The sequence below is a fragment of the Pedobacter sp. genome (assembly GCF_037719805.1).
In the GTDB taxonomy this organism is placed as follows: Bacteria; Bacteroidota; Bacteroidia; order Sphingobacteriales; family Sphingobacteriaceae; genus Pedobacter.
In genome coordinates, this window is the sequence record NZ_JBBJLZ010000001.1 from 219,900 (window position 1) to 239,349 (window position 19,450).

Below are 19,450 nucleotides of genomic sequence, written 5' to 3' on the forward strand. Positions count from 1 at the left end.
TATTGACAGCTTGCAACTGAAAACAACATGAAAATACTAGAGTTAATCGTAATTGTCAGATAAATGTTGCCTATTACTCGTAAAAAACGTGTTATAAATATATTGCGTGAGATTTTTATAATAGATTTAGACACTTAACTAAATTTTATGAAGAAAATTCTACTCAGCCTGGCTCTGGTGTTTTCTGCTACACTAACATTTGCTCAGCAAACTTATCCCGTTAATGGTTCTTACGACATCAGACAGGGTTTATTTGCATTCACAAATGCCAACATTGTAGTAAATGCAAACCAAACCATTAAAAACGGCACGTTATTAATCAAAGGCCAAACCATTCAGTCTGTTGGTACCGGAACCGCGATCCCTAAAGGATATGTAGTGATCGACCTGAAAGGCAAGTTTATTTACCCATCCCTTGTAGATGCCTTTACATCTTATGGGATGCCAGAAGCACCCACAACAGCAACACGTGGATTTGGGGGAGGCACCCGTCAGTCGATTTTTACGTCCACTAAAAAAGGTGCATATGGCTGGAATGAAGCCATCAGACCTGAGACTCATGTCTCCACTATTTTTGCTGCAGACGCTAAAAAAGCAGATGACCTTCGTAAAGTTGGTTTCGGAAGTGTTAACGCAATCAACCGTGATGGCATTGCGAGGGGAACATCGGCCGCTATTACCTTAAGTGATGAGAAAGAAAATGGCACACTACTAAGCGCGAAGGCCGCAGCGAATTACTCCTTCAGTAAAGGAACGTCGCAAAACGACTACCCAACTTCTTTGATGGGTTCTATCGCTTTGTTGCGTCAGACTTATTATGATGCACAATGGTATGCGAAACAGAAGGAAGAATACAACATTTCTTTAGCAGAATTCAATTCACAGCAAGCAATTCCGCAGATCTTTGAGGCCGATGGATGGTTAAATGTTTTACGGGCAGATAAGATCGGTAAAGAGTTCGGAAAACAATATATTATTAAAGCCGGAGGCGATGAATACCAGCGCATTGCAGCAATTAAAGCAACAGGAGCTTCGCTGATTGTGCCCATTAGCTTTGTTAAGGCCTATGATGTCGAAGATTCTGTGGAAACAAGAAACGTTACACTGGCACAGATGAAAAGCTGGGAGCTAGCACCCACTAATCCGGGAGTACTGGAAAAAGCAGGCATTAAGTTCGCCATTACTTCCTTTGGATTAGACAATGTAAAAGATTTCTGGACCAACATCCGCACGGCAATTGAAAATGGGCTTACAGAAAAACAAGCACTTTTATCTGTAACCGAAATCCCTGCTGGTATGATTGGTATCGCAGATAAAGTAGGAACATTGGAGAAAGGAAAACTGGCAAACTTTATCGTGACTTCTGACAGCTTGTTCAAGAAGACAAATATTATTGAAGAAAACTGGGTACAAGGAAAACGTTTTATACTTGTTCCTAAAAAAGACGGCGTGATTACAGCCGCAGCGAAAGACAGCTTAACGAAAGCAGCTATAAAAAAGCCAGAGCCTAAAAAGCCGCTGGTAATGGGCTCGTTAATCTATCCTTTCAGCGTATTTGGGAATGCAACTGCTCCGGTACAGGAAACGGTATTATTGAAAAATGCAACCGTGTGGACCAATGAAAAAGAGGGTATCCTGCAAAACGCAGACGTACTTATAGAAAACGGAAAAATCAAAGCAGTTGGTAAAGGCTTAAGCGCCGGATCCGCGAAAGTAATCGATGCGACAGGTAAACACATCACGGCAGGTATTGTAGACGAACACTCCCATATCGCCGGTACTGGAGGCATCAACGAAGGTGCGCAATCTTCTTCTGCAGAAGTAAGGGTCGCGGACATCATCAACTCTGAGGACGTGAATATTTACCGCCAGCTTGCTGGTGGAGTGACTACTTCTCAGATCTTGCATGGTTCTGCAAACCCTATAGGCGGACAGTCTCAGTTGATCAAGTTGAGATGGGGAAAACTACCTGAGGAATTAAAGTTCCAGGGTGCTGACGGTTTCATTAAGTTCGCTTTGGGAGAAAATGTTAAGCAAAGTAATTTCGGGACTGGGGCACGTTTTCCGGTAACGCGGATGGGTGTTGAACAATCGTTTGTAGATGAATTTACGAGAGCGAAAGAATACAAAAAGGCATCTGCTGTTAAAGGCAATGCTGTACGTAGGGACTTAGAACTGGATGCAATTGTGGAGATTCTTGACAACAAACGTTTCATCACTTGTCACTCTTACGTTCAATCTGAGATTAACATGCTAATGAACGTGGCTGATAGCCTTGGCTTTAAGATCAATACGTTTACACATATTTTAGAAGGCTATAAAGTGGCTGATAAAATGAAGGCCAGAGGGATCAATGCTTCTACTTTCTCAGATTGGTGGGCTTACAAATATGAAGTTGCTGAGGCCATCCCTTACAATGGTAAAATCATGCACAATGTAGGCATCACTACTGCCTTCAATTCTGATGATGCCGAAATGGCCAGGAGACTTAATCAGGAAGCTGGTAAAGCTGTCCTTTATGGTGGCGTTCCAGAAGAGGATGCGCTTAAGTTTGTGACCCTTAATCCTGCAAAGATGCTTCATATCGACAACAAGGTAGGAAGCTTAAAAGCTGGCAAAGATGCTGACGTAGTGGTATGGTCGGACAACCCATTATCGATCTATGCCAGAGCAGAGAAAACCTTTGTGGATGGGATTGCATATTGGGATATGGAAAAGGATGCACAGGTAAGAAAAGACCAGCTAGCGGATCGAAAAAGATTAATCCAGAAGATGGCGGATACTAAAAAAACTGGCTTAAAAACACAACGTCCGGTTGGCGATGCACCACGCTTGTATAACTGCGAAACATTAGAAGATTATTCATCTGAACTAAATGAATTAGAAGGGAACCATACTCATGAATAAATATATTTTAACATTGCTTTTGGCAGCGGCAGGTCTCAAGAGCTTTGCTCAGGCAGATATTATACCAGCAAAGGCTCAGGATAAAAAGACTGCGATCATGGGTGCCAAACTTCACCTGGGCAACGGTCAGGTCATCGAGAACGGCTACATCATGTTTGACAAGGGAAAGATCACCGGCGTTGGAGATGCAACGGTTGCAAAGTTTGATCTTACCGGGGTTACGGTGATCACAGCAAACGGGAAACACGTGTATCCCGGCTTTATTGCACCTATTACTACCCTTGGACTAACAGAGTTCGAATCTGTAAAAGCAACTTTAGATTTTGAAGAGATAGGCAACATCAATCCACACATCAGGGCTTTGGTGGCTTACAATACGGATTCGAAGGTTCCTGCGACACTTAGAAGCAATGGAGTATTGATGGCGCAGGTTACCCCACAAGGAGGTGCGATATCAGGAAGTTCTTCAGTGATGCAGCTAGATGCCTGGAACTGGGAGGATGCGGCAATTAAGGAAGATGATGCACAACATATGAACTGGCCGGTTACGCCAAGGTCAAGAGGTGGTTTTGGTGGTTTCGGAAGAGCAGGTGGCTTGACACCGGATGCTTTGCAGGAACGGACGCAAGCCTTGATCAACGAATTGGACGGACTCTTTGCGGAGGCTAAAGCCTATTCCGATACAGAAAAACCAGCGGTAACAAATGCACGCTTGGCCGCCATGAAACATTTATTTGATGGAAAGCAGAAACTATTTATAACTGCCAACGCTGAGAAAGACATTATAGCTGCGGTGAAATTTGCAAAGAAATATGGCATTACACCAGTGATTATTGGGGCTGATGAAGCGCATATGATCATTCCATTCCTTAAAGAAAATAACATAGCGGTTGTTGTTAAGCAGCCACATGCCTTGCCGAATAACAATGATGATGATGTAAATATGCCTTATAAAAACGCAGGCATTTTGGCTAATGCTGGTGTTAATGTTGTGGTAAGCATCGATGGGTATTGGCAGCAAAGGAATCTACCTTTCATGGCAGGAACTGTTGCTGCATGGGGACTAGATAAAGAAAAAGCACTTTCTACGATCACACTGAATGCGGCAAAGGCACTGGGAATTGACAAAACTACGGGTAGTTTGGAAATTGGTAAAGATGCTACTTTATTTATTTCGGCAGGCGACGCTTTAGATATGAAAACGAACAGTGTTGAAAAGGCATTTATTCAGGGCAGAGATATAAATTTGGATAACCTACATAAACAGTTAGACCGGAAATTTAGCGGAAAATACAGCGCTGAGAAGAAGTAGGGTACTTTCTGCGGTCATGTTTAATTACCCCCGTCATTCTGAAATAAATTCAGAATGACGGGGATTTTAAATTAAAAACGGGGGTGTTTTCTTAACATTCGCTTCACTTTCTCTTTACATAACCACACTGAACTTTATTCATATTTGCATATGTTTAAATACCACACTATGAAACGAATATTGACAATAGCAATTCTTGGCCAAATAGCATTATCTACAGTGACTTTTGCACAAACGAAAGTAGTTGCCCATCGTGGTGCATGGAAAAACACAGGGGCTCCTGAGAACTCGATTGCAGCTCTTAAAGCAGCAATTCAGATGAAATGTGACGGTACTGAATTTGATGTTCACATGTCTGCAGACTCTGTGCTTTTCATCAATCACGATGCGCATATTCAAGGTTTACCAATTGAAACTACGTCTTCTACCATACTATCTGCCCTAAAACTGAAAAACGGGGAAGCTTTCCCTACTTTGAAAGACTACCTTAAGGAAGGCATTAAACAGAAAAGAACCAGACTAGTACTTGAAATAAAGCCTTCGGCCGTTAGTAAAGAGAGAGGCATAGCCCTAACCCGCAAGGTAGTTGAAATGGTGAATGCGCTTAAAGCTGCACCAAAGGTGGACTACATCAGCTTCGATTACGACATCTGTAAAGAAATCACTAAGATTGCTCCAAAAGCAACCGTTCAGTACTTGAATGGAGATAAAACACCTGATGAGCTTTTAGCTGATGGAGTTCATGGGTTAGACTATAACTTGAAGGTTTTGGAAAAAAACCCAAATTGGGTTAAAGAAGCAAATGGCAAAAAGCTGATTACCAATGCATGGACAGTAAATGATGAGAAAAGTATGGATTGGTTGATTACTGAAGGGATTGATCTGATTACAACCAACGAGCCCGAAATACTTTTGAAAAAAGTTCGCAAATAATTTTACGCTTATAACTAAAAAAGAGTGACCCTATCCGGGGTCACTCGATTTTAACTAACTTATTATTCATAAAAAAACTGGCTGTTGGGGAAGGAGTCGAACCTTCAAGGGGTAGTTAGCTACAGTTCAAAAATTAATTTGTGGTCAACCCATAAACTGCGTTTATCCATTGGTCCCCACCACCGAGACAAGGAGGCGTGTCTGCCAATTTCACCACCCAACATTATATAAAGAACAAAATTAAGTGATTGGTTTAGGTTGATTGTTATCACTTAATAGCTGTAGGGGAAGGAGTCGAACCTTCAAGGAGTAGTTAGCCCTTACGGGTTTTCCAATTCTCCACCACCGAGACAAGGAGGTGCGTCTGCCAATTTCACCACCCTACAGAGTATAAACAAGTTTTAAAGAACTATTTTTTGTTACTTGCTTGATACAAATGTAACAACAACCTCATAACGTTGCAAATATTTTAAGTAATTAATTTTATTATTGTGAGTTTAATAATTAACTTCGATGTTAGTTACCAAATATTCAAACGATGCTTAAAAAAGAAAACCAAAATTTAGAAATTGATAACCTTGATGTCGATATTCTAAAGCAACTTATGCAGGACGCTACCAAGCCCTATACCGAAATTGCTAAGGATTTAATCGTATCAGGTGGTACCATACACGTCAGGATGAAGAAACTGCATGAAATGGGAATCATTAAAGGCTCTCATTTGATCATCGACCCTCAGAAAGCAGGTTATGATATTTGTGCTTTCCTGGGAATATATCTGGAAAAAGGAATACAATATAAGGATGCCGTAGCGCAGCTGAGTAAAATCAAAGAAGTTGTAGAACTACATTATACTACCGGCTCTTACAGCATGTTTGCGAAGATAATTTGTAGGGACACGAGTCACTTAAGACATGTACTTAATGAAGAAATACAAGCCGTAGAAGGGATTCAACGTACAGAAACGCTGATTTCCCTGGAAGAAAGTATTAAAAGGCAAATAGAGTTATAACTGAACCCTATTGCCTTTTAATTATTTAAATAGATTTTTTAACGCCTCTAGTTTTAATTGAAGATCGCCGTCGGCGTTCTTCTTTTCTTTTTGTACAGGCTTAGTTTGCATCGGTCTGGCATTTTGCGGCGAAGCAGCAGGCTTTCTCTGTTGATCAGATCTGCTTGCACCTGCTTTGGCTGTTGAAGGACCTTTTGACTTCTGATGGTCGCGCTGACGCTCTTGTTTCGGCTTAGGCGCGGCGACCTCAGTCTTCATTGACAGTGAAATTCGCTTCCTAACGACGTCCACTTCAACCACAGTTACCTCTACCCGCTGTGCTACTTTAACCACTTCGTTAGCGTTTGAAACAAACTTGTTTGCTAATTGGCTGGTATGGACTAACCCATCCTGATGAACACCAATATCGACAAATGCACCGAAATTGGTAATATTTGTTACAATACCAGGCAACTTCATGCCGATTTTTAGATCAGCAATGGCATTTACACCATCCGTGAAGCTAAAAACTTCAAACTGCTCACGGGGATCCCTCCCTGGTTTGGAAAGTTCTGCCATGATATCAGTCAAAGTTGGTAAGCCAATCTCCTCAGAAACATAATCCTGCAACTTGATCTGCTTACGGAGATCTGCATCCTTAATCAACTGCGCGAGATTACAATTCAAATCCCTGGCCATCTTGTTTACAAGCGCATATCTTTCCGGGTGCACACCACTTGAATCCAAAGCATGTTCTGCATTTCTGATCCTTAAAAATCCAGCGGCCTGTTCAAAAGCTTTATCACCAAGGCGTGGCACCTTTTTTAAACCTTCCCGATTTTTAAACGCGCCATGTTCATTGCGATAATTAACAATATTTTGCGCCAGTTGAAGCCCAAGCCCGGAGACGTAAGACAGAATTTGCTTAGAAGCAGTATTAAGCTCAACACCCACGGCATTCACGCAACTCATTACTGTATCATCCAATGATATCTGCAATTTACTTTGATCCACATCGTGCTGATATTGTCCAACACCAATCGACTTAGGGTCAATTTTAACAAGCTCTGCCAAAGGGTCCATCAAGCGGCGACCTATCGACACGGCTCCACGAACAGTGATGTCCTGTTTTGGAAACTCCTCTCTTGCTACCTCCGACGCGGAATAGACTGAGGCACCGTTTTCATTAACCATTACGACTAAAATATCAGGCAATGCCAACCCACGTATAAAAACTTCCGTTTCTCTACCAGCAGTTCCATTTCCGATTGCAATCGCTTCTATCTTATAAGTAGAGATCAGATTTTTAACAACAGTTGCTGAATCCTGCTCGGACTTCTTACCATTGTGAGGATATATTGCGGTGTTTTCCAGAAGCTTTCCTTGTGCATCCAGGCACACTACCTTACAACCAGTCCTGAATCCAGGGTCGATTGCCATTACGATCTTCTCTCCCATTGGTGCCGCAAGTAAGAGTTGCCGTGCATTCTCTGCGAATACCCGGATCGCCTCTTCGTCTGCCTTTTCTTTGGAAATACCACGGAATTCCGTTTCCATAGCTGGCCCTAGCAAACGCTTATAGCTGTCTTTGATGGCCAGTTTGACTTGCTCGGCACTTTTGTTTGCTGTTTTTACAAACTGAGTTTCCAAAATACTGACCGCAGCATTCTCTGCAGGCATAGTTTCGACTTTCAGAATCCCTTCGTTCTCCGCCCTTCTTATGGCTAATAAACGATGAGACGGAACTGTTTTAAGCGGCTCTTCCCAATCGAAATAATCTTTATACTTAATTCCTTCTTCTTCTTTGCCTTTGATCAGCGTTGATTTAAACGTTGCATTTTGCTGAAAGTACTTTCTCATGGAGGTTCTTACTTCCAAATTTTCGGAGATCAGTTCGGCAATAATATCCCTGGCACCGGAAAGGGCCTCGGTCTCAGTAGTAACACCAAGCTCTTGATTCAAATATTTAGCAGAGAGTTCATTCAGATCTCCTTTCCCTTGTTCAAGAATCAGTAATGCGAGAGGTTCTAATCCCTTTTTGCGGGCCTCGGAAGCTCTTGTTTTACGCTTTGGTTTATAGGGCAGATAGATATCTTCAATAGCCGCAATATTAGTGGCTGCATTGATCTTAACTTCTAACTCAGGAGACAACTTATCTAATGCATTAAGTGCTTTTAAAATCGCCTCTCTCCGCTTATCTAATTCTCTCAACTGCTGAAATCTATCCCGAACCAATGCTACCTGCACCTCATCGAGTGTACCTGTAGCTTCCTTACGGTATCTTGAAATAAAAGGGACCGTTGCCCCTTCATCCAGCAATTCAATAGTTGCAACAACCTGCTTTTCCGATACACCTAGTTCCGTAGCGATTATTTTGGAATGATTACTCATTTAATTCTCTTTGTTTTTTAGCACAACGGCGCCAAAATTAACTAAAAAATCCCGCAGGCTTTTCAGCAGCGGGATTATATTTTTATCAATAAATACGTATTATTTTGATACGTACATTACTTCTTTAACGGCTTTAACAACTCTTTCTGCATTCGGCAAGCTTGCTGCTATCAATGTTGGCGCATATGGCAACGGAACATCTGCACAAGTGATTCTTGTTACTGGCGCATCCAGGTAATCAAAAGCATTCTTCTGAATGTTAAATGCAATTTCTGAAGAGATTGATGCGAGTGGCCATGCCTCTTCAACAATCACCAAACGGTTCGTTTTCTTAACAGATGCGATGATAGTTGCATAGTCAATAGGACGTACGGTACGTAAATCAATCACTTCAACATTTACACCTTCTTTAGTCAATTCTTCAACAGCTGGATTTACTACACGTGTTAACATCTTTCCAAAAGTCACAATGGTAACATCAGTACCTTCCTTAACCACATTAGCTTTTCCGATAGGTAAATAATATTCGCCTTCAGGAACTTCTCCTTTATCGCCATACATTACCTCAGACTCCATAAAAATAACTGGATCCGGATCAATAATAGACTGCTTTAACAAACCTTTAGCTTCATAAGGTGTAGAGGGCACTACTACCTTTAAGCCAGGGCAGTTAGCAAACCAGTTCTCAAAGTTTTGTGAATGTTGCGCACCTAGCTGTCCAGCATTACCGGTAGGTCCTCGAAAAACAATGGGTATAGAGAACTGACCACCACTCATTGACAACATTTTCGCTGCACCATTGATGATTTGATCAATAGCTACTAATGAGAAATTGAAGGTCATGAACTCAATGATTGGTACTAAACCATTCATTGCAGCACCAATACCGATACCGGTAAAGCCTAATTCTGCAATCGGAGTATCAATGATACGTTTGTCACCAAACTCATCCAGCATACCCTGACTAACTTTATATGCACCATTATACTGCGCTACTTCTTCGCCCATTAAAAAAATGTTCTCGTTCTTGCGCATTTCCTCGCTTAAGGCCTCACGTAAAGCTTCTCTAAATTGAATCTCTCTCATTATCTATAGAAAATATTAATTAGAGCAAACTTAGATAAAATTGTTTTTATATGCAATTTATATAGGCGTCCCGGAAGCATTGAATTAAAGTGTTACACTTTGCTGGGAATTTCTTTAGCGTGGTGAACTAGAGAATAAATTTCACTGTCGAGAAACCTTCCGCTATAGTAGTAATTTTCCCTAAAATAGGCCTCTTTAACAAAACCATGCTTAAGAAGAAGCTTTTTAGATGCCTCATTCTCGGGATTTATGTTGGCTTCAATAGAGTGAAGTTTCATCTCTTCAAAGGCAAATGTTATAACCACTTTTAGTGCTTCTGACAACAACCCTTTTCTCCAATGTACCGGATCCAGGAGGTAACCGATCTCGGCACGGTAGTTTGCGAAATCCAACCTCCAAAACACGATATTACCAATCATTTGAGTCGGATCTTCCTTTAAAGCAATAACCCAACCCATGCTCTCGCCCTGCTCGAAACCCGAGATCAATGAATCTAAATAACCTTCAACTTCAGCGAGATTTGTTGGAGAATCCCGATCGATGTATCGCATAACATCCGGATTATGCCTCAGTTTAAACCAAGCCTCGGCATCATTTAAGGTATGTTCTCTTAAAATCAGTCTGTCTGATTCCATCCTGGGAAATGTAGTAAAGCTTAGTTTTAACATAGCTATTTACCAAATAACGTTTTGTATATTGAATACTTATAATTGTCCTCTACTTCAGAAACTTCAAAATAAGGACTCTCAAAAAGCTCAGTCAGCTTGTTACGCAACTGATCCAAAAACTCCGGCTTGATCTCCTCAAGGAAATCACCATTTAGATTTTGCCTGCCGGTCTTGAACCAAACGCCATCCTGTGTCATCGTTTTAACGATATATAAGTTAGGTTCGACACAAGTTTTACCAGTAAATTGCTCATATACGTAGGTATAAAGAAGCGTTTGTACCAAGGCTTTATTGATATTCTTTCCATTGGTATTGAAGAGCTCCGGCACATCCTTAAAAGTTAATTTGTCACTTCCGGTCTTATAATCAATGATCTTGGTGATCCCATCTTTTAAATCTACTCTGTCGATATAACCAATAAGTTTTACCATGGCAGGCTTTCCATGAATAGTAAAGCTAAGGTCTGCTTCAACTTTTTGCTCGAGGCTAATAATCTGAAACGGTGTCTGCGCCTCGTCTTGAGTCAAGATAATGTTTACGTAGGCATCCACAATCGAAAGAATGACTTTCTGCATCCCTTTATATTCAATTATCTTATCCGGACTCTTGAACATTACCGCAGCAAAAGCACGCTGTATCAAGCCAGGTACTTTTTTTCTTCTCACCTTAATCGCTTCTGCCGTAACTTCAGACCCTTTAAGGTCTGCATAGAAATAGTCCATCACCTGGTGCAGAATAGAGCCAATTTCATTTGCTTCTACTACAGCACTAACTTCCTTCGGCTCTTTAATCCCTGCAATATAATTGAAGAAGAAGTCGATCGGGTTAGAGATATATTGGGTTAGCGCCGAGGGAGAAAATTTCCTTTTACCCTCCAAATAGAGCGCCAAGGTATCCTGGATGAACTTATTGCCCGTTTTCTCAATCTTCACTTCTCTGGATACCTCCGTCTTGACATCAAGACTAAGCTCATGGTAGTTAAACGTAAATCCACTTTCATAAGAGAGCTGCTTTAGAATCCGACTGGCTTCCCCCGTGGTCGACTCATCAGTCAAGCTATTGTACACCAGGCTAATATTCCTCGCACGTTGTATCAATCTATAAACCATGTAGGAGGAGATCGCATCAAGGTTATCCAAGACAGGTAAGCCGTAAACCCTTCTCAAACTGTCTGGAATGAAGCTATTACCGATGGAGGACTTAGGAATGATTCCCTCATTAAAGCCTAAAATGACTACGTTCTCAAAATTCAGGTTTCTGGTTTCAAGCAATCCCATAACCTGTATCCCATTCAGTGGATCTCCTGACAATGGAACAGCAATCGCTTTCAATGCTTTTTGCACCAGGTAAATTACGAATGAGGTCTCTTCGTTACCTACATGTTTACCGAATGTATCATGAAGCCTGTTTAATTCCTGGATTGTTTTTACGAAAAGCTCCGCATCGATCTTCTTCAAGGTTTGAGAATTTGATAACCTGGTTAAAACAACGGTAAGCATGTTGATTAGATTAGTTACAACTTCCTCCGAATTGCCAATCTTCTTAAAGAAAACTTCGAAGAGACCGCTTTGCCGCAATAGCCTGGAATGCTCAATCTCTACCTGATTCTCATCCAGCAAGGCGGTCTGAATCTTGTCACGCATTTTATGACTTAATCCACTTAATGGATGCGTCAAAAATGCCTCTACACCCTGGTAAGAAACACTTTCCTTCTGCAATAACTCAAGCTGTGTGGATAGCCAGAGATCAATCAATCCAAATATACTGGATGTTGAAAGTGCAAACCCCATTGTAACATTTAGATCTACCTCATGCCCATTATGCGAAGTAGGAATGGTTTGCAAAGTAGGTATGAGTAAACTTTCATCTGCCAGAACTACGACTGTAGTACCTAAATCCTCGTTATTAGCATATTGATCCGCTAAGACGTTGTTCAATATCTTTGCCTGAGCAGACTGTCCCTGAACTTTATAAACGTCCACATTGTGAGGCTCTGCCATCGCACTTTCCTTATTGCTGAACACATTAATCAAACCCAGCTGCACAATACTTCTCCTTAGAAACAACCCGGCCTCTTGCAAAGGGTCATCGAGATAATAAGGATCTGTATCGAAATAAAATAGAGCTTGTCCTGATTCTTGCAAACGGCTGAATATTTTAGCTTCTGCACGGCTTAGTGCGTTGAAACCGACAAAAACAATTTTACCCTTGTCAAATCCTTTTATAAAAAGCAGTTCATTGATAGGCCCCTCGGCCAACTCGCGATAAACGCCCCCGTTAGTGATATAATTAAATGCCTTAAGACTTGCATGGAACTTATGGTAAAGCTTAGGCATTCTACGCCACATCCGAATGAACAGTTCTTGTTGCTTCTTGTGTTTTCCTTCAGAATAAGAAGTCCAGAACTGGGATAAAAATTCATACTGCTCCGGGCTCAGGTAGTCAAACTCCTGGTTAATTAGCGAGATATCTTCCAGATCACGGTAAAGTTTTCCTGCATCAACCAGGTCAATGTCGATCTGGTTAAAATCACTCAACATGATCTTTGCCAAAGGGAAGAACTTGTGGCTGCTGATGGGATCAAAACCTTCCTCTGCAAGAAGTTGGTTATAGATTTTATGGAGCGTAAAGAACTGCAGGTAGAAATCGGCCAACTTTTCCGGGGAGGCAGCTGCAAAAAACTCCTGAATGGTATAGAGAGTAGGACTGAAAAATGGCCTCTTAATACTATTTGCGAGGTATTTCTGCAGGTATGCTGCCGGTCGCTTGTTGTTAAATATGATGGCACAGTGCTGAAGCTGATCCCCGAACTTCGCTACCAGATCTTCCGCAACTTCCTGTAAAAATGGCTTCATAAGACTATACTAATTTTAATTTACCGCTAACGGCATAAAACAGATAAGTTTGGACATTTGGGTAGCCCATTGCAACCAGCAATTCTTTGTATTTATCCACCTGCTTTATGTGACTATCACTCTCTTCTAGTGTGAATTTATAATCAAGAATAATTACCCCTTCATTAGTAATCAGCACGCGGTCTGGCCGATGCATTTTGCCCTCTGCGTCTACGATATTTTTCTCCGTAATACTCTCAGTTGCTTTGCTAAGGAGAGCTTTCAGTTCCGCATTATCTAACACTTCAAGAACTGATGCTTTTAAATTGTCAACTTCATCCTCCTGAATGGTACCAAACAGGACAAGCTCTTCAACAAATCGGTTTACTTCTGTTTCTGAGCTTGCATTAGCAAGAATATCATGAAGTAATGACCCTTTCCGGCCCGACTTCTGAATGTTTAACACATGTTTTAAATGCTTTTCTTCGGAGGGCACATAGAGCTCAGCTAATCTTGAAGTAGTAGGATACCGAGATAAGTGAATTAGGCTTAAATCTTCGATACTACTGACCTTCTCGTAGTGTTCTACAATCTCATAACGGTTATTTCCATCAAAATCCGTCTCAAAAGTATGATTGAGCACATCTCCCATATTAGAAAGTTTAGCTTCTTTTTTAGCCATTGTTCCGATGTACAGGTAGTCTTTAGAACGCGTCGTAGCTACATAAAGCATGTTCAATGCATCCATATTATTATAGAGCAACTCTTCGTAGTAAGCTTTAGCTATAGACGAATCGGCAAGAGCTTCGTTAAATCTCAAAGGAATGCCTTTGAGTTCCTTATATACCGTCTCTTCAGCTGAAACCCAGAAGGTCGCATTTGTTTTTCCTTTAATATCCCAATTGCAAAATGGAATAAAGACAGCTCTAAAGGCCAGGCCTTTTGATTTGTGTATGGTGATTACCTGTATCGCGTCTGCACCCTCTGGAGACGGGAGCGATTTGTTAACTCCATCTTCCTCCCACCACGTAAGGAACGAAATGATTCCTTTTTCACCCAATTTGTTGGCATGGGCAGTCAGGTCTCTGAACGCTAGCAAGTACGCTAAGTGTTCAGTCAGACCTTTCAGGCCATAACTATCTATGAGTATCTCTATAAGCTCTGCTAAGGGCAATTGTAACCAGGTTTGCCAATTTTCGCAAAGTGCCGGAGGCAATACATGCCTAAGTTGTGTTAATGGAGTAATTGTTAAATTAAGGTAATGAATGGCTTCAGGCGTTTTTTGCTGTAGGGATTGATAAAGAGCAATGCAGTTTGCTTTGTATAGAGCGATCTGTGCTTCAACACCAACCAACATTTTTAATGTATTGATAATGAGTTGAACCGCCTTGTTGTTCGCAATCAACAATGCATCTCCAGAAATAACCGGAAGATTATGCTCCATTAGTTTTCTGACCGTGAGCAAGGCTTCTGAGTTTGACCTTACCAGGACTGCGATATCTTTCAGGGCAAAATGATGATCCGCTCTAAGCTCAGCTATCTCCTGAACCACGTCATCCAGGGCAAGGTCTCTGAAAGTAGTTTCCGTAAAACGCGCCTCCAATGGGGAGTCTTCTTTGCCAAACTTCTTAATCTTTATAGTGCCGCCTTTAGGAGTGTTTCCAGCAAAATTCTGTGTGGAAGTCGTGTATATGTCAGTTATTATCTGTGCGTAATTCTCATTTTGCCACCATGATTTTAGTGCTTCAGTTCTGCCCTCAATATTCTGATTAAGTTCAGTTTGCAAAGTCTGAGGAATGGTCTTATACAAGTAATTATTAAAACTTATGATATTTTCAGCGCTGCGATAATTTTCAGCTAAGCTTTCTTCGAGTACATTATGTGAACCGATATCTACTTTTGCGTGCTTATGCAGAATATTCCAGTCTCCATTTCTCCAGCGATAGATAGACTGTTTGGTGTCACCAACGATGAGGTGATCCGTCATTTCTTGGTTGGGGCTGGCAATAGCATTGGCAAGAAGAGATTTGAAGCTCCCCCATTGGCTCGTTGAGGTATCCTGGAACTCGTCAAATAAAAAGTTCTTATATCGATTGCCTACTTTCTCCCAAATAAAAGAAGGGTTATCCCCGGCATCTTTTGTGATCTCAGAGATCAACTTTTGCGCATCACTAATCAGCAAGTTCTCGTTCTCGGATCGATATTGCTTCAGTAAAACTGCGATCTCCTGCATCAGCCGCAGATAATATAGATTTTTATTAAAAGCAACCGCCAGACTATAATTAGGAAGATGGGTTTGATAATGTGCTTGAATCTCTTTCAATAATGGATTGACGACATCATAAAATCCTTGTTCCAGACTGTTTTTCTGAAACCAGTCGTCCGGCTCATCAATAAAGCAGAATAAACCATCCACTTTAGAAAGATCACCTCTTGCAACCATAATGACCTTAAGCAGGCCACTTCTACTTTTACCTTTTAGATTTTCAGTTTTTATACCGAATTGGTCAAATGCGGTATAAGCCTGCGTTGCTAATGCGATTATTTGCTCTTCAAAATTCTTAATTTCAGCTTTTGTGATAGCGCTGTAGTTTTTAAAAAGCTCATCAATGTTTTCAGGACCTAATGCTTCGATCGCGTCCTCAAATACCTGGAACCGTTCGGTAAAAATCTCTCCTATTAAATTGTAAAGTTCAGTTTTATAATTCCAGCTTTTATTGTCACTGATTCGTTCAATAGCGAGATCAATGATCCATTGCAAAAGTGGTTCATTATGATTTAGTGCCTCATCTAATTTAGTAACCAGGTCATCCTTTACTTTATTATAGTTCATTTCTAAACTATAATCTGCATTAAGTCCGAGTTCAAATGCAAAGCCACGGATTACCTTTTGGACGAACCCGTCAATAGTACTAACAGAAAAACGGCTGTAGTCATGCAGAATCTTACGGTAGATCTTATCAGCTCTGAATTGAAGGTCCCGGGGATTCAACAGCGGATGAGCCTTCAGAATAATAACCCGGTAGTCTTCAATCTTTCTGGAAGGATCACCCATCGCTAAACCGACCAGAACGTCCAGGATCCGGCTTTTCATCTCTTCTGTAGCCTTATTCGTAAAGGTTACAGCGAGAATCTCCCGGTATTTATTATCTCCTGAAAGCAGTAATGTTAGGTAATGTGCTGTTAAACTAAAGGTTTTACCAGAACCCGCTGAAGCTTGAAGAATTTTTAGAGGCAGTTGCGGCATTAGGTAAATCTAGCTAATTTTAGCTATTCACCATCGCCGAATTTAAAAAATGTATTGACAGTTACCGGGAGTTTACCGGTTGCAACAAACTGGTTTTTCAGCACAGAAGCTGCGGCCTGCTGCATGAAATCCTCCTTTTGATAAGCAACTATAAGTCCCTTGCTGTTTTCTAACCCAGGCAATGCGGACAGGTTATAAGGATTTGCAAACAATGCGAATGAAGCTCCCTTTTTAGCCATTTCACTGATCAGCATTTTAAGATCTGCACTTAACACCATTCCATTGCCGGGGCGGGTTCGGGTATCATGGATCCCTATAATGATCTGAGCAAACATATCCATGCTAGCCATCATTTTTGCAATGGTATTCGCATTTGCATTCTTATCAAGCGTGTAGTAGACAGAATTAGTATAATAGGCGCCAAGGCTTTTCTGAAAGGTGGTTACGTTCGGCGTACCAATACTAATAATCACCGTCCTCATGTCCTTCTTTAGAGACTGAATATTGGCTTTTCCTCTTAAGACGGTCATGGATGCATCCGCAAGTTGCTGTACCAATATTAGACTCTCTTTCCGGGTCACATCAGCAAGAACATTTTGCGTAACTATTGTGTCTGGTTTATTTAATCCCGACCAGTATTTCGCATACAAGATTTTTTTAACGCTTTCATCAATGCGTTCCATTGGGATTCTATCTTGACGTACAGCTCTACGAACGAATTTTATTGCACGATCACTGTTTTCAGAGAGTTCTAGAATATCGTTTCCAGCAATCACCCCCATAACATCTGCTTCACCGTCTTTGAAATATTTTACGACACCCTTCATTCCCATAGCATCGGATACGATTAGGCCTTTAAAACCAAGTTCTTGCTTCAAGATACCAGTTACAATAGGCTTGGACAAAGTTGAAGGCATATTTGGGGTAGCATCTAATGCCGGAATGTTCATATGGGCGATCATGACCCCCGAAGCTCCGGCTTGTACAAGTTCCCTGAACGGGTAGATTTCCAAGCTGTCTAATCTCGCTTTACTAAATGTTAGTTGAGGCAGGTCATAGTGTGAATCTACGTCGGTGTCTCCATGGCCAGGGAAATGTTTAAGACTTACCAAAAGACCTCCATCCTGCATTCCCTTCATATAGGCGCCCGCCTTTTGAGCAACATTGTATTTATCTTCTCCGAAAGAGCGGTAATTGATAACGGGGTTTTTAGGGTTGTTATTTACATCAACATCTGGTGCTAGATTTAAATGCATTCCTATACGCCTGAAGTCCCTCGCAACCTCAAGTCCCATGTGATAGATCAATTCTTTATTCTGAACTGCTCCAATAGCCATCTGATAAGGATAGGAAATTGTGCTATCCAAACGCATTCCTAGCCCCCATTCACCATCAGAAGCAATCATTAAAGGCACTTTTGCTAAGGCCTGGTATTTATTAGTGAGTATCGCCTGCCTTCCTGGACCGCCCTGAAAAAACACTACGCCACCTAATCGTTCCCTTTTAATAACCATTCCTACGGAGTCTTCATAAGCCTTGCCCAGATTTGTATGTGCCCTTACAAAGAACATTTGAGCAATCTTTTCTCGTCTGCTCAACTTGTTAAATACGGAGTCAACCCATACATTCGGTGTATTTAAGCTTTGAATATAGGAAGGCTTTTCTGCTTGTCCATTACAAAAGGTAGCTATAATTAGGAGCGGCAGAATTAGGAAATACTTATGAGTCATTATTAAAGATTGATCAGAAAATGCAAAGTTAGGCAAAATGAGCTAATGAAAAGCCGCCTGTTTGGTACAGGCGGCTGAACTTGGGATGTTATCCTCTTAAAAAAACGCGTTTAATGAGTTTGCGCTTGTTTATGAAATTGTATTAAAACTTAACTCCAACACCTACTGAAAACACTTGATTTTTGAATTCAGGCGTTCTTCTAGAACCATCTTCATTATTTTTTTGGAAGTCTAACGCATAGCGTCCGTGAATGTCAAACTTGTCGTTGATGTCAAATCTTAGACCAATCACACCACCTAATAAGCTTTTCTTGAACTTGTCAGAATCTTCATTGTATTCTGATTCTACTGTTCCAAAGCCACTATCAAATTTATTTTTAGTACTTGTTAAAAAAGATACTTGAGGACCAACTACAATGTTTAATCCACTACCTGCTACTTTAAGACTTGCGAGAATAGGAACATCAACAAAGTAAGTAGTTTGAGTTAACTCGCCGAATGTTGTATTGGCTTTATATCCTTTAGAAGCAAACAGAATCTCAGGAGTAAACGCAATCCCCGCTACTAGAGGGATATCAACAGTAACACCAGCGTTAAAACCAGGATTTACTTTTGTACTAAAATTATTGTCGCCATCATCCTTGATGATATTTGGTAGGTTTAATCCGGCTTTTACTCCAAATCTGATGTCTTGTGCATCTGCTGCTGATGCTGCGAATAGGCCAAGGGCCAAAATAATTATCTTTTTCATGTGTTTAATTTGTTAATCGTTTAATTTTTATGGGTTATGAAAGAAATGTGCCACAAAGATCCAGAGGCTTAATTTTAGAGTAATAAGAGTATATAACTTATAAACAAATGGATTTAATGTAGGGATGGTTCGACATGACTATTTTTTCCAAGACAAGATGTATCAAATTCAATACATCTTTTAGACAGGAAAGGTGAAGGATTTCAAAAGCTTTTAACATATGATTAGAAAGAGAAACAAGCAATGAATCGCTCAAAGGTATTTCGACCGCTTAGTTCGCATTGAAAAATTCTTTAACGATATGAAAAGATTCAAAATAGAATATAGTATTTAGATTTTTTAATATATTCACACTCAAAACCAATCAATTATAAACTCATAAGGAAAATTTAACTATGGACAAGTTTCAAAAAGTGAAAGATCTTGTGGATTCAATCCAAAAAGATGCAGAGAAATTTTACACCGGTGGCAATGGTGCTGCAGGTACACGTGTACGGAAAGGCATGCAGGATCTAAAAAACCTTGCCACGGAAATCCGTAAAGAAGTCACAGAGAAAAAGAACGCAAAATAATATAATAGTATTGTTTGTGAACCGGGAT

The 19,450-nt window shown here is 40.8% G+C and carries 12 protein-coding genes and 2 tRNA genes; 5 read left to right on the forward strand and 9 right to left on the reverse strand.

What is annotated here, in order from left to right; translation table 11 throughout:
* Positions 1 to 147 precede the first annotated feature (147 nt).
* From WKF66_RS01060 to WKF66_RS01070, 3 genes are all read left to right on the forward strand, one after another.
* Positions 148 to 2,907 carry an amidohydrolase family protein gene (locus WKF66_RS01060; RefSeq protein WP_489672548.1) on the forward strand — a complete coding sequence of 920 codons (2,760 nt, stop codon included), beginning with the start codon at positions 148 to 150 and terminating at the stop codon, positions 2,905 to 2,907.
* Positions 2,900 to 4,219 carry an amidohydrolase family protein gene (locus WKF66_RS01065; RefSeq protein WP_489672549.1) on the forward strand — a complete coding sequence of 440 codons (1,320 nt, stop codon included), beginning with the start codon at positions 2,900 to 2,902 and terminating at the stop codon, positions 4,217 to 4,219. Before WKF66_RS01060 ends, WKF66_RS01065 begins: the two co-directional genes overlap by 8 nt.
* A 168-nt stretch (positions 4,220 to 4,387) precedes the next feature.
* Positions 4,388 to 5,152: a glycerophosphodiester phosphodiesterase gene (locus tag WKF66_RS01070; protein WP_489672550.1), complete on the forward strand. Its 765-nt coding sequence runs from the start codon at positions 4,388 to 4,390 to the stop codon at positions 5,150 to 5,152.
* A 78-nt stretch (positions 5,153 to 5,230) separates the two neighbouring features.
* Here the strand turns inward: WKF66_RS01070 and WKF66_RS01075 are convergent.
* Together WKF66_RS01075 and WKF66_RS01080 are read right to left on the reverse strand one after the other, a co-directional pair.
* A tRNA-Asp gene (locus WKF66_RS01075) sits at positions 5,231 to 5,375 on the reverse strand.
* 56 nt (positions 5,376 to 5,431) lie between these two features.
* Positions 5,432 to 5,538 (reverse strand) — tRNA-Asp (locus tag WKF66_RS01080).
* A gap of 152 nt (positions 5,539 to 5,690) precedes the next feature.
* On the opposite strand from WKF66_RS01080, the gene WKF66_RS01085 reads away from it, so the two are divergent.
* A complete protein-coding gene (locus WKF66_RS01085) occupies positions 5,691 to 6,164 on the forward strand; it encodes an Lrp/AsnC ligand binding domain-containing protein (RefSeq protein WP_489672551.1) in 474 nt (157 codons plus the stop codon).
* Positions 6,165 to 6,185: 21 nt separating this feature from the next.
* On the opposite strand, the gene WKF66_RS01090 is transcribed toward WKF66_RS01085, so the two are convergent.
* The 7 genes from WKF66_RS01090 to WKF66_RS01120 all read right to left on the reverse strand — a co-directional run bounded on the left by WKF66_RS01090 (position 6,186) and on the right by WKF66_RS01120 (position 18,850).
* Positions 6,186 to 8,534 (reverse strand): Tex family protein, encoded by a 2,349-nt coding sequence (locus WKF66_RS01090; RefSeq protein WP_489672552.1) that lies wholly within the window; start codon positions 8,532 to 8,534, stop codon positions 6,186 to 6,188.
* A 99-nt stretch (positions 8,535 to 8,633) separates the two neighbouring features.
* Entirely contained in the window at positions 8,634 to 9,620 is a 987-nt protein-coding gene (locus WKF66_RS01095; RefSeq protein ID WP_489672553.1) for a pyruvate dehydrogenase complex E1 component subunit beta, read from the reverse strand.
* Between the two features lie 92 nt (positions 9,621 to 9,712).
* The gene (locus WKF66_RS01100) at positions 9,713 to 10,255 is read right to left on the reverse strand and encodes a GNAT family N-acetyltransferase (protein ID WP_489672554.1); all 543 of its coding nucleotides are present in this window, start codon (positions 10,253 to 10,255) and stop codon (positions 9,713 to 9,715) included.
* Positions 10,256 to 10,290: 35 nt separating this feature from the next.
* The gene (locus tag WKF66_RS01105) at positions 10,291 to 13,143 is read right to left on the reverse strand and encodes a PD-(D/E)XK nuclease family protein (protein ID WP_489672555.1); all 2,853 of its coding nucleotides are present in this window, start codon (positions 13,141 to 13,143) and stop codon (positions 10,291 to 10,293) included.
* 4 nt (positions 13,144 to 13,147) lie between these two features.
* Positions 13,148 to 16,369: a UvrD-helicase domain-containing protein gene (locus WKF66_RS01110; RefSeq protein ID WP_489672556.1), complete on the reverse strand. Its 3,222-nt coding sequence runs from the start codon at positions 16,367 to 16,369 to the stop codon at positions 13,148 to 13,150.
* A 23-nt stretch (positions 16,370 to 16,392) separates the two neighbouring features.
* Entirely contained in the window at positions 16,393 to 18,099 is a 1,707-nt protein-coding gene (locus WKF66_RS01115; protein ID WP_489672557.1) for a glycoside hydrolase family 3 protein, read from the reverse strand.
* 142 nt (positions 18,100 to 18,241) lie between these two features.
* On the reverse strand, positions 18,242 to 18,850 hold the full coding sequence (locus WKF66_RS01120; RefSeq protein ID WP_489672558.1) for a porin family protein: 609 nt from the start codon (positions 18,848 to 18,850) through the stop codon (positions 18,242 to 18,244).
* A 395-nt stretch (positions 18,851 to 19,245) separates the two neighbouring features.
* On the opposite strand from WKF66_RS01120, the gene WKF66_RS01125 reads away from it, so the two are divergent.
* Positions 19,246 to 19,422, forward strand: a complete 177-nt coding sequence (locus WKF66_RS01125) for a histone H1 (RefSeq protein WP_489672559.1) — start codon at positions 19,246 to 19,248, stop codon at positions 19,420 to 19,422.
* The last annotated feature ends 28 nt before the right edge of the window (positions 19,423 to 19,450 follow it).

What these genes read in the sequence shown, in the direction of transcription:
- WKF66_RS01060 (WP_489672548.1), top strand. Translation starts at nt 148, where the DNA reads ATGAAGAAAATTCTACTCAGCCTGGCTCTGGTGTTTTCTGCTACACTA.
- WKF66_RS01065 (WP_489672549.1), top strand. Translation starts at nt 2,900, where the DNA reads ATGAATAAATATATTTTAACATTGCTTTTGGCAGCGGCAGGTCTCAAG.
- WKF66_RS01070 (WP_489672550.1), top strand. Translation starts at nt 4,388, where the DNA reads ATGAAACGAATATTGACAATAGCAATTCTTGGCCAAATAGCATTATCT.
- WKF66_RS01085 (WP_489672551.1), top strand. Translation starts at nt 5,691, where the DNA reads ATGCTTAAAAAAGAAAACCAAAATTTAGAAATTGATAACCTTGATGTC.
- WKF66_RS01090 (WP_489672552.1), bottom strand. Translation starts at nt 8,534, where the DNA reads ATGAGTAATCATTCCAAAATAATCGCTACGGAACTAGGTGTATCGGAA.
- WKF66_RS01095 (WP_489672553.1), bottom strand. Translation starts at nt 9,620, where the DNA reads ATGAGAGAGATTCAATTTAGAGAAGCTTTACGTGAGGCCTTAAGCGAG.
- WKF66_RS01100 (WP_489672554.1), bottom strand. Translation starts at nt 10,255, where the DNA reads ATGGAATCAGACAGACTGATTTTAAGAGAACATACCTTAAATGATGCC.
- WKF66_RS01105 (WP_489672555.1), bottom strand. Translation starts at nt 13,143, where the DNA reads ATGAAGCCATTTTTACAGGAAGTTGCGGAAGATCTGGTAGCGAAGTTC.
- WKF66_RS01110 (WP_489672556.1), bottom strand. Translation starts at nt 16,369, where the DNA reads ATGCCGCAACTGCCTCTAAAAATTCTTCAAGCTTCAGCGGGTTCTGGT.
- WKF66_RS01115 (WP_489672557.1), bottom strand. Translation starts at nt 18,099, where the DNA reads ATGACTCATAAGTATTTCCTAATTCTGCCGCTCCTAATTATAGCTACC.
- WKF66_RS01120 (WP_489672558.1), bottom strand. Translation starts at nt 18,850, where the DNA reads ATGAAAAAGATAATTATTTTGGCCCTTGGCCTATTCGCAGCATCAGCA.
- WKF66_RS01125 (WP_489672559.1), top strand. Translation starts at nt 19,246, where the DNA reads ATGGACAAGTTTCAAAAAGTGAAAGATCTTGTGGATTCAATCCAAAAA.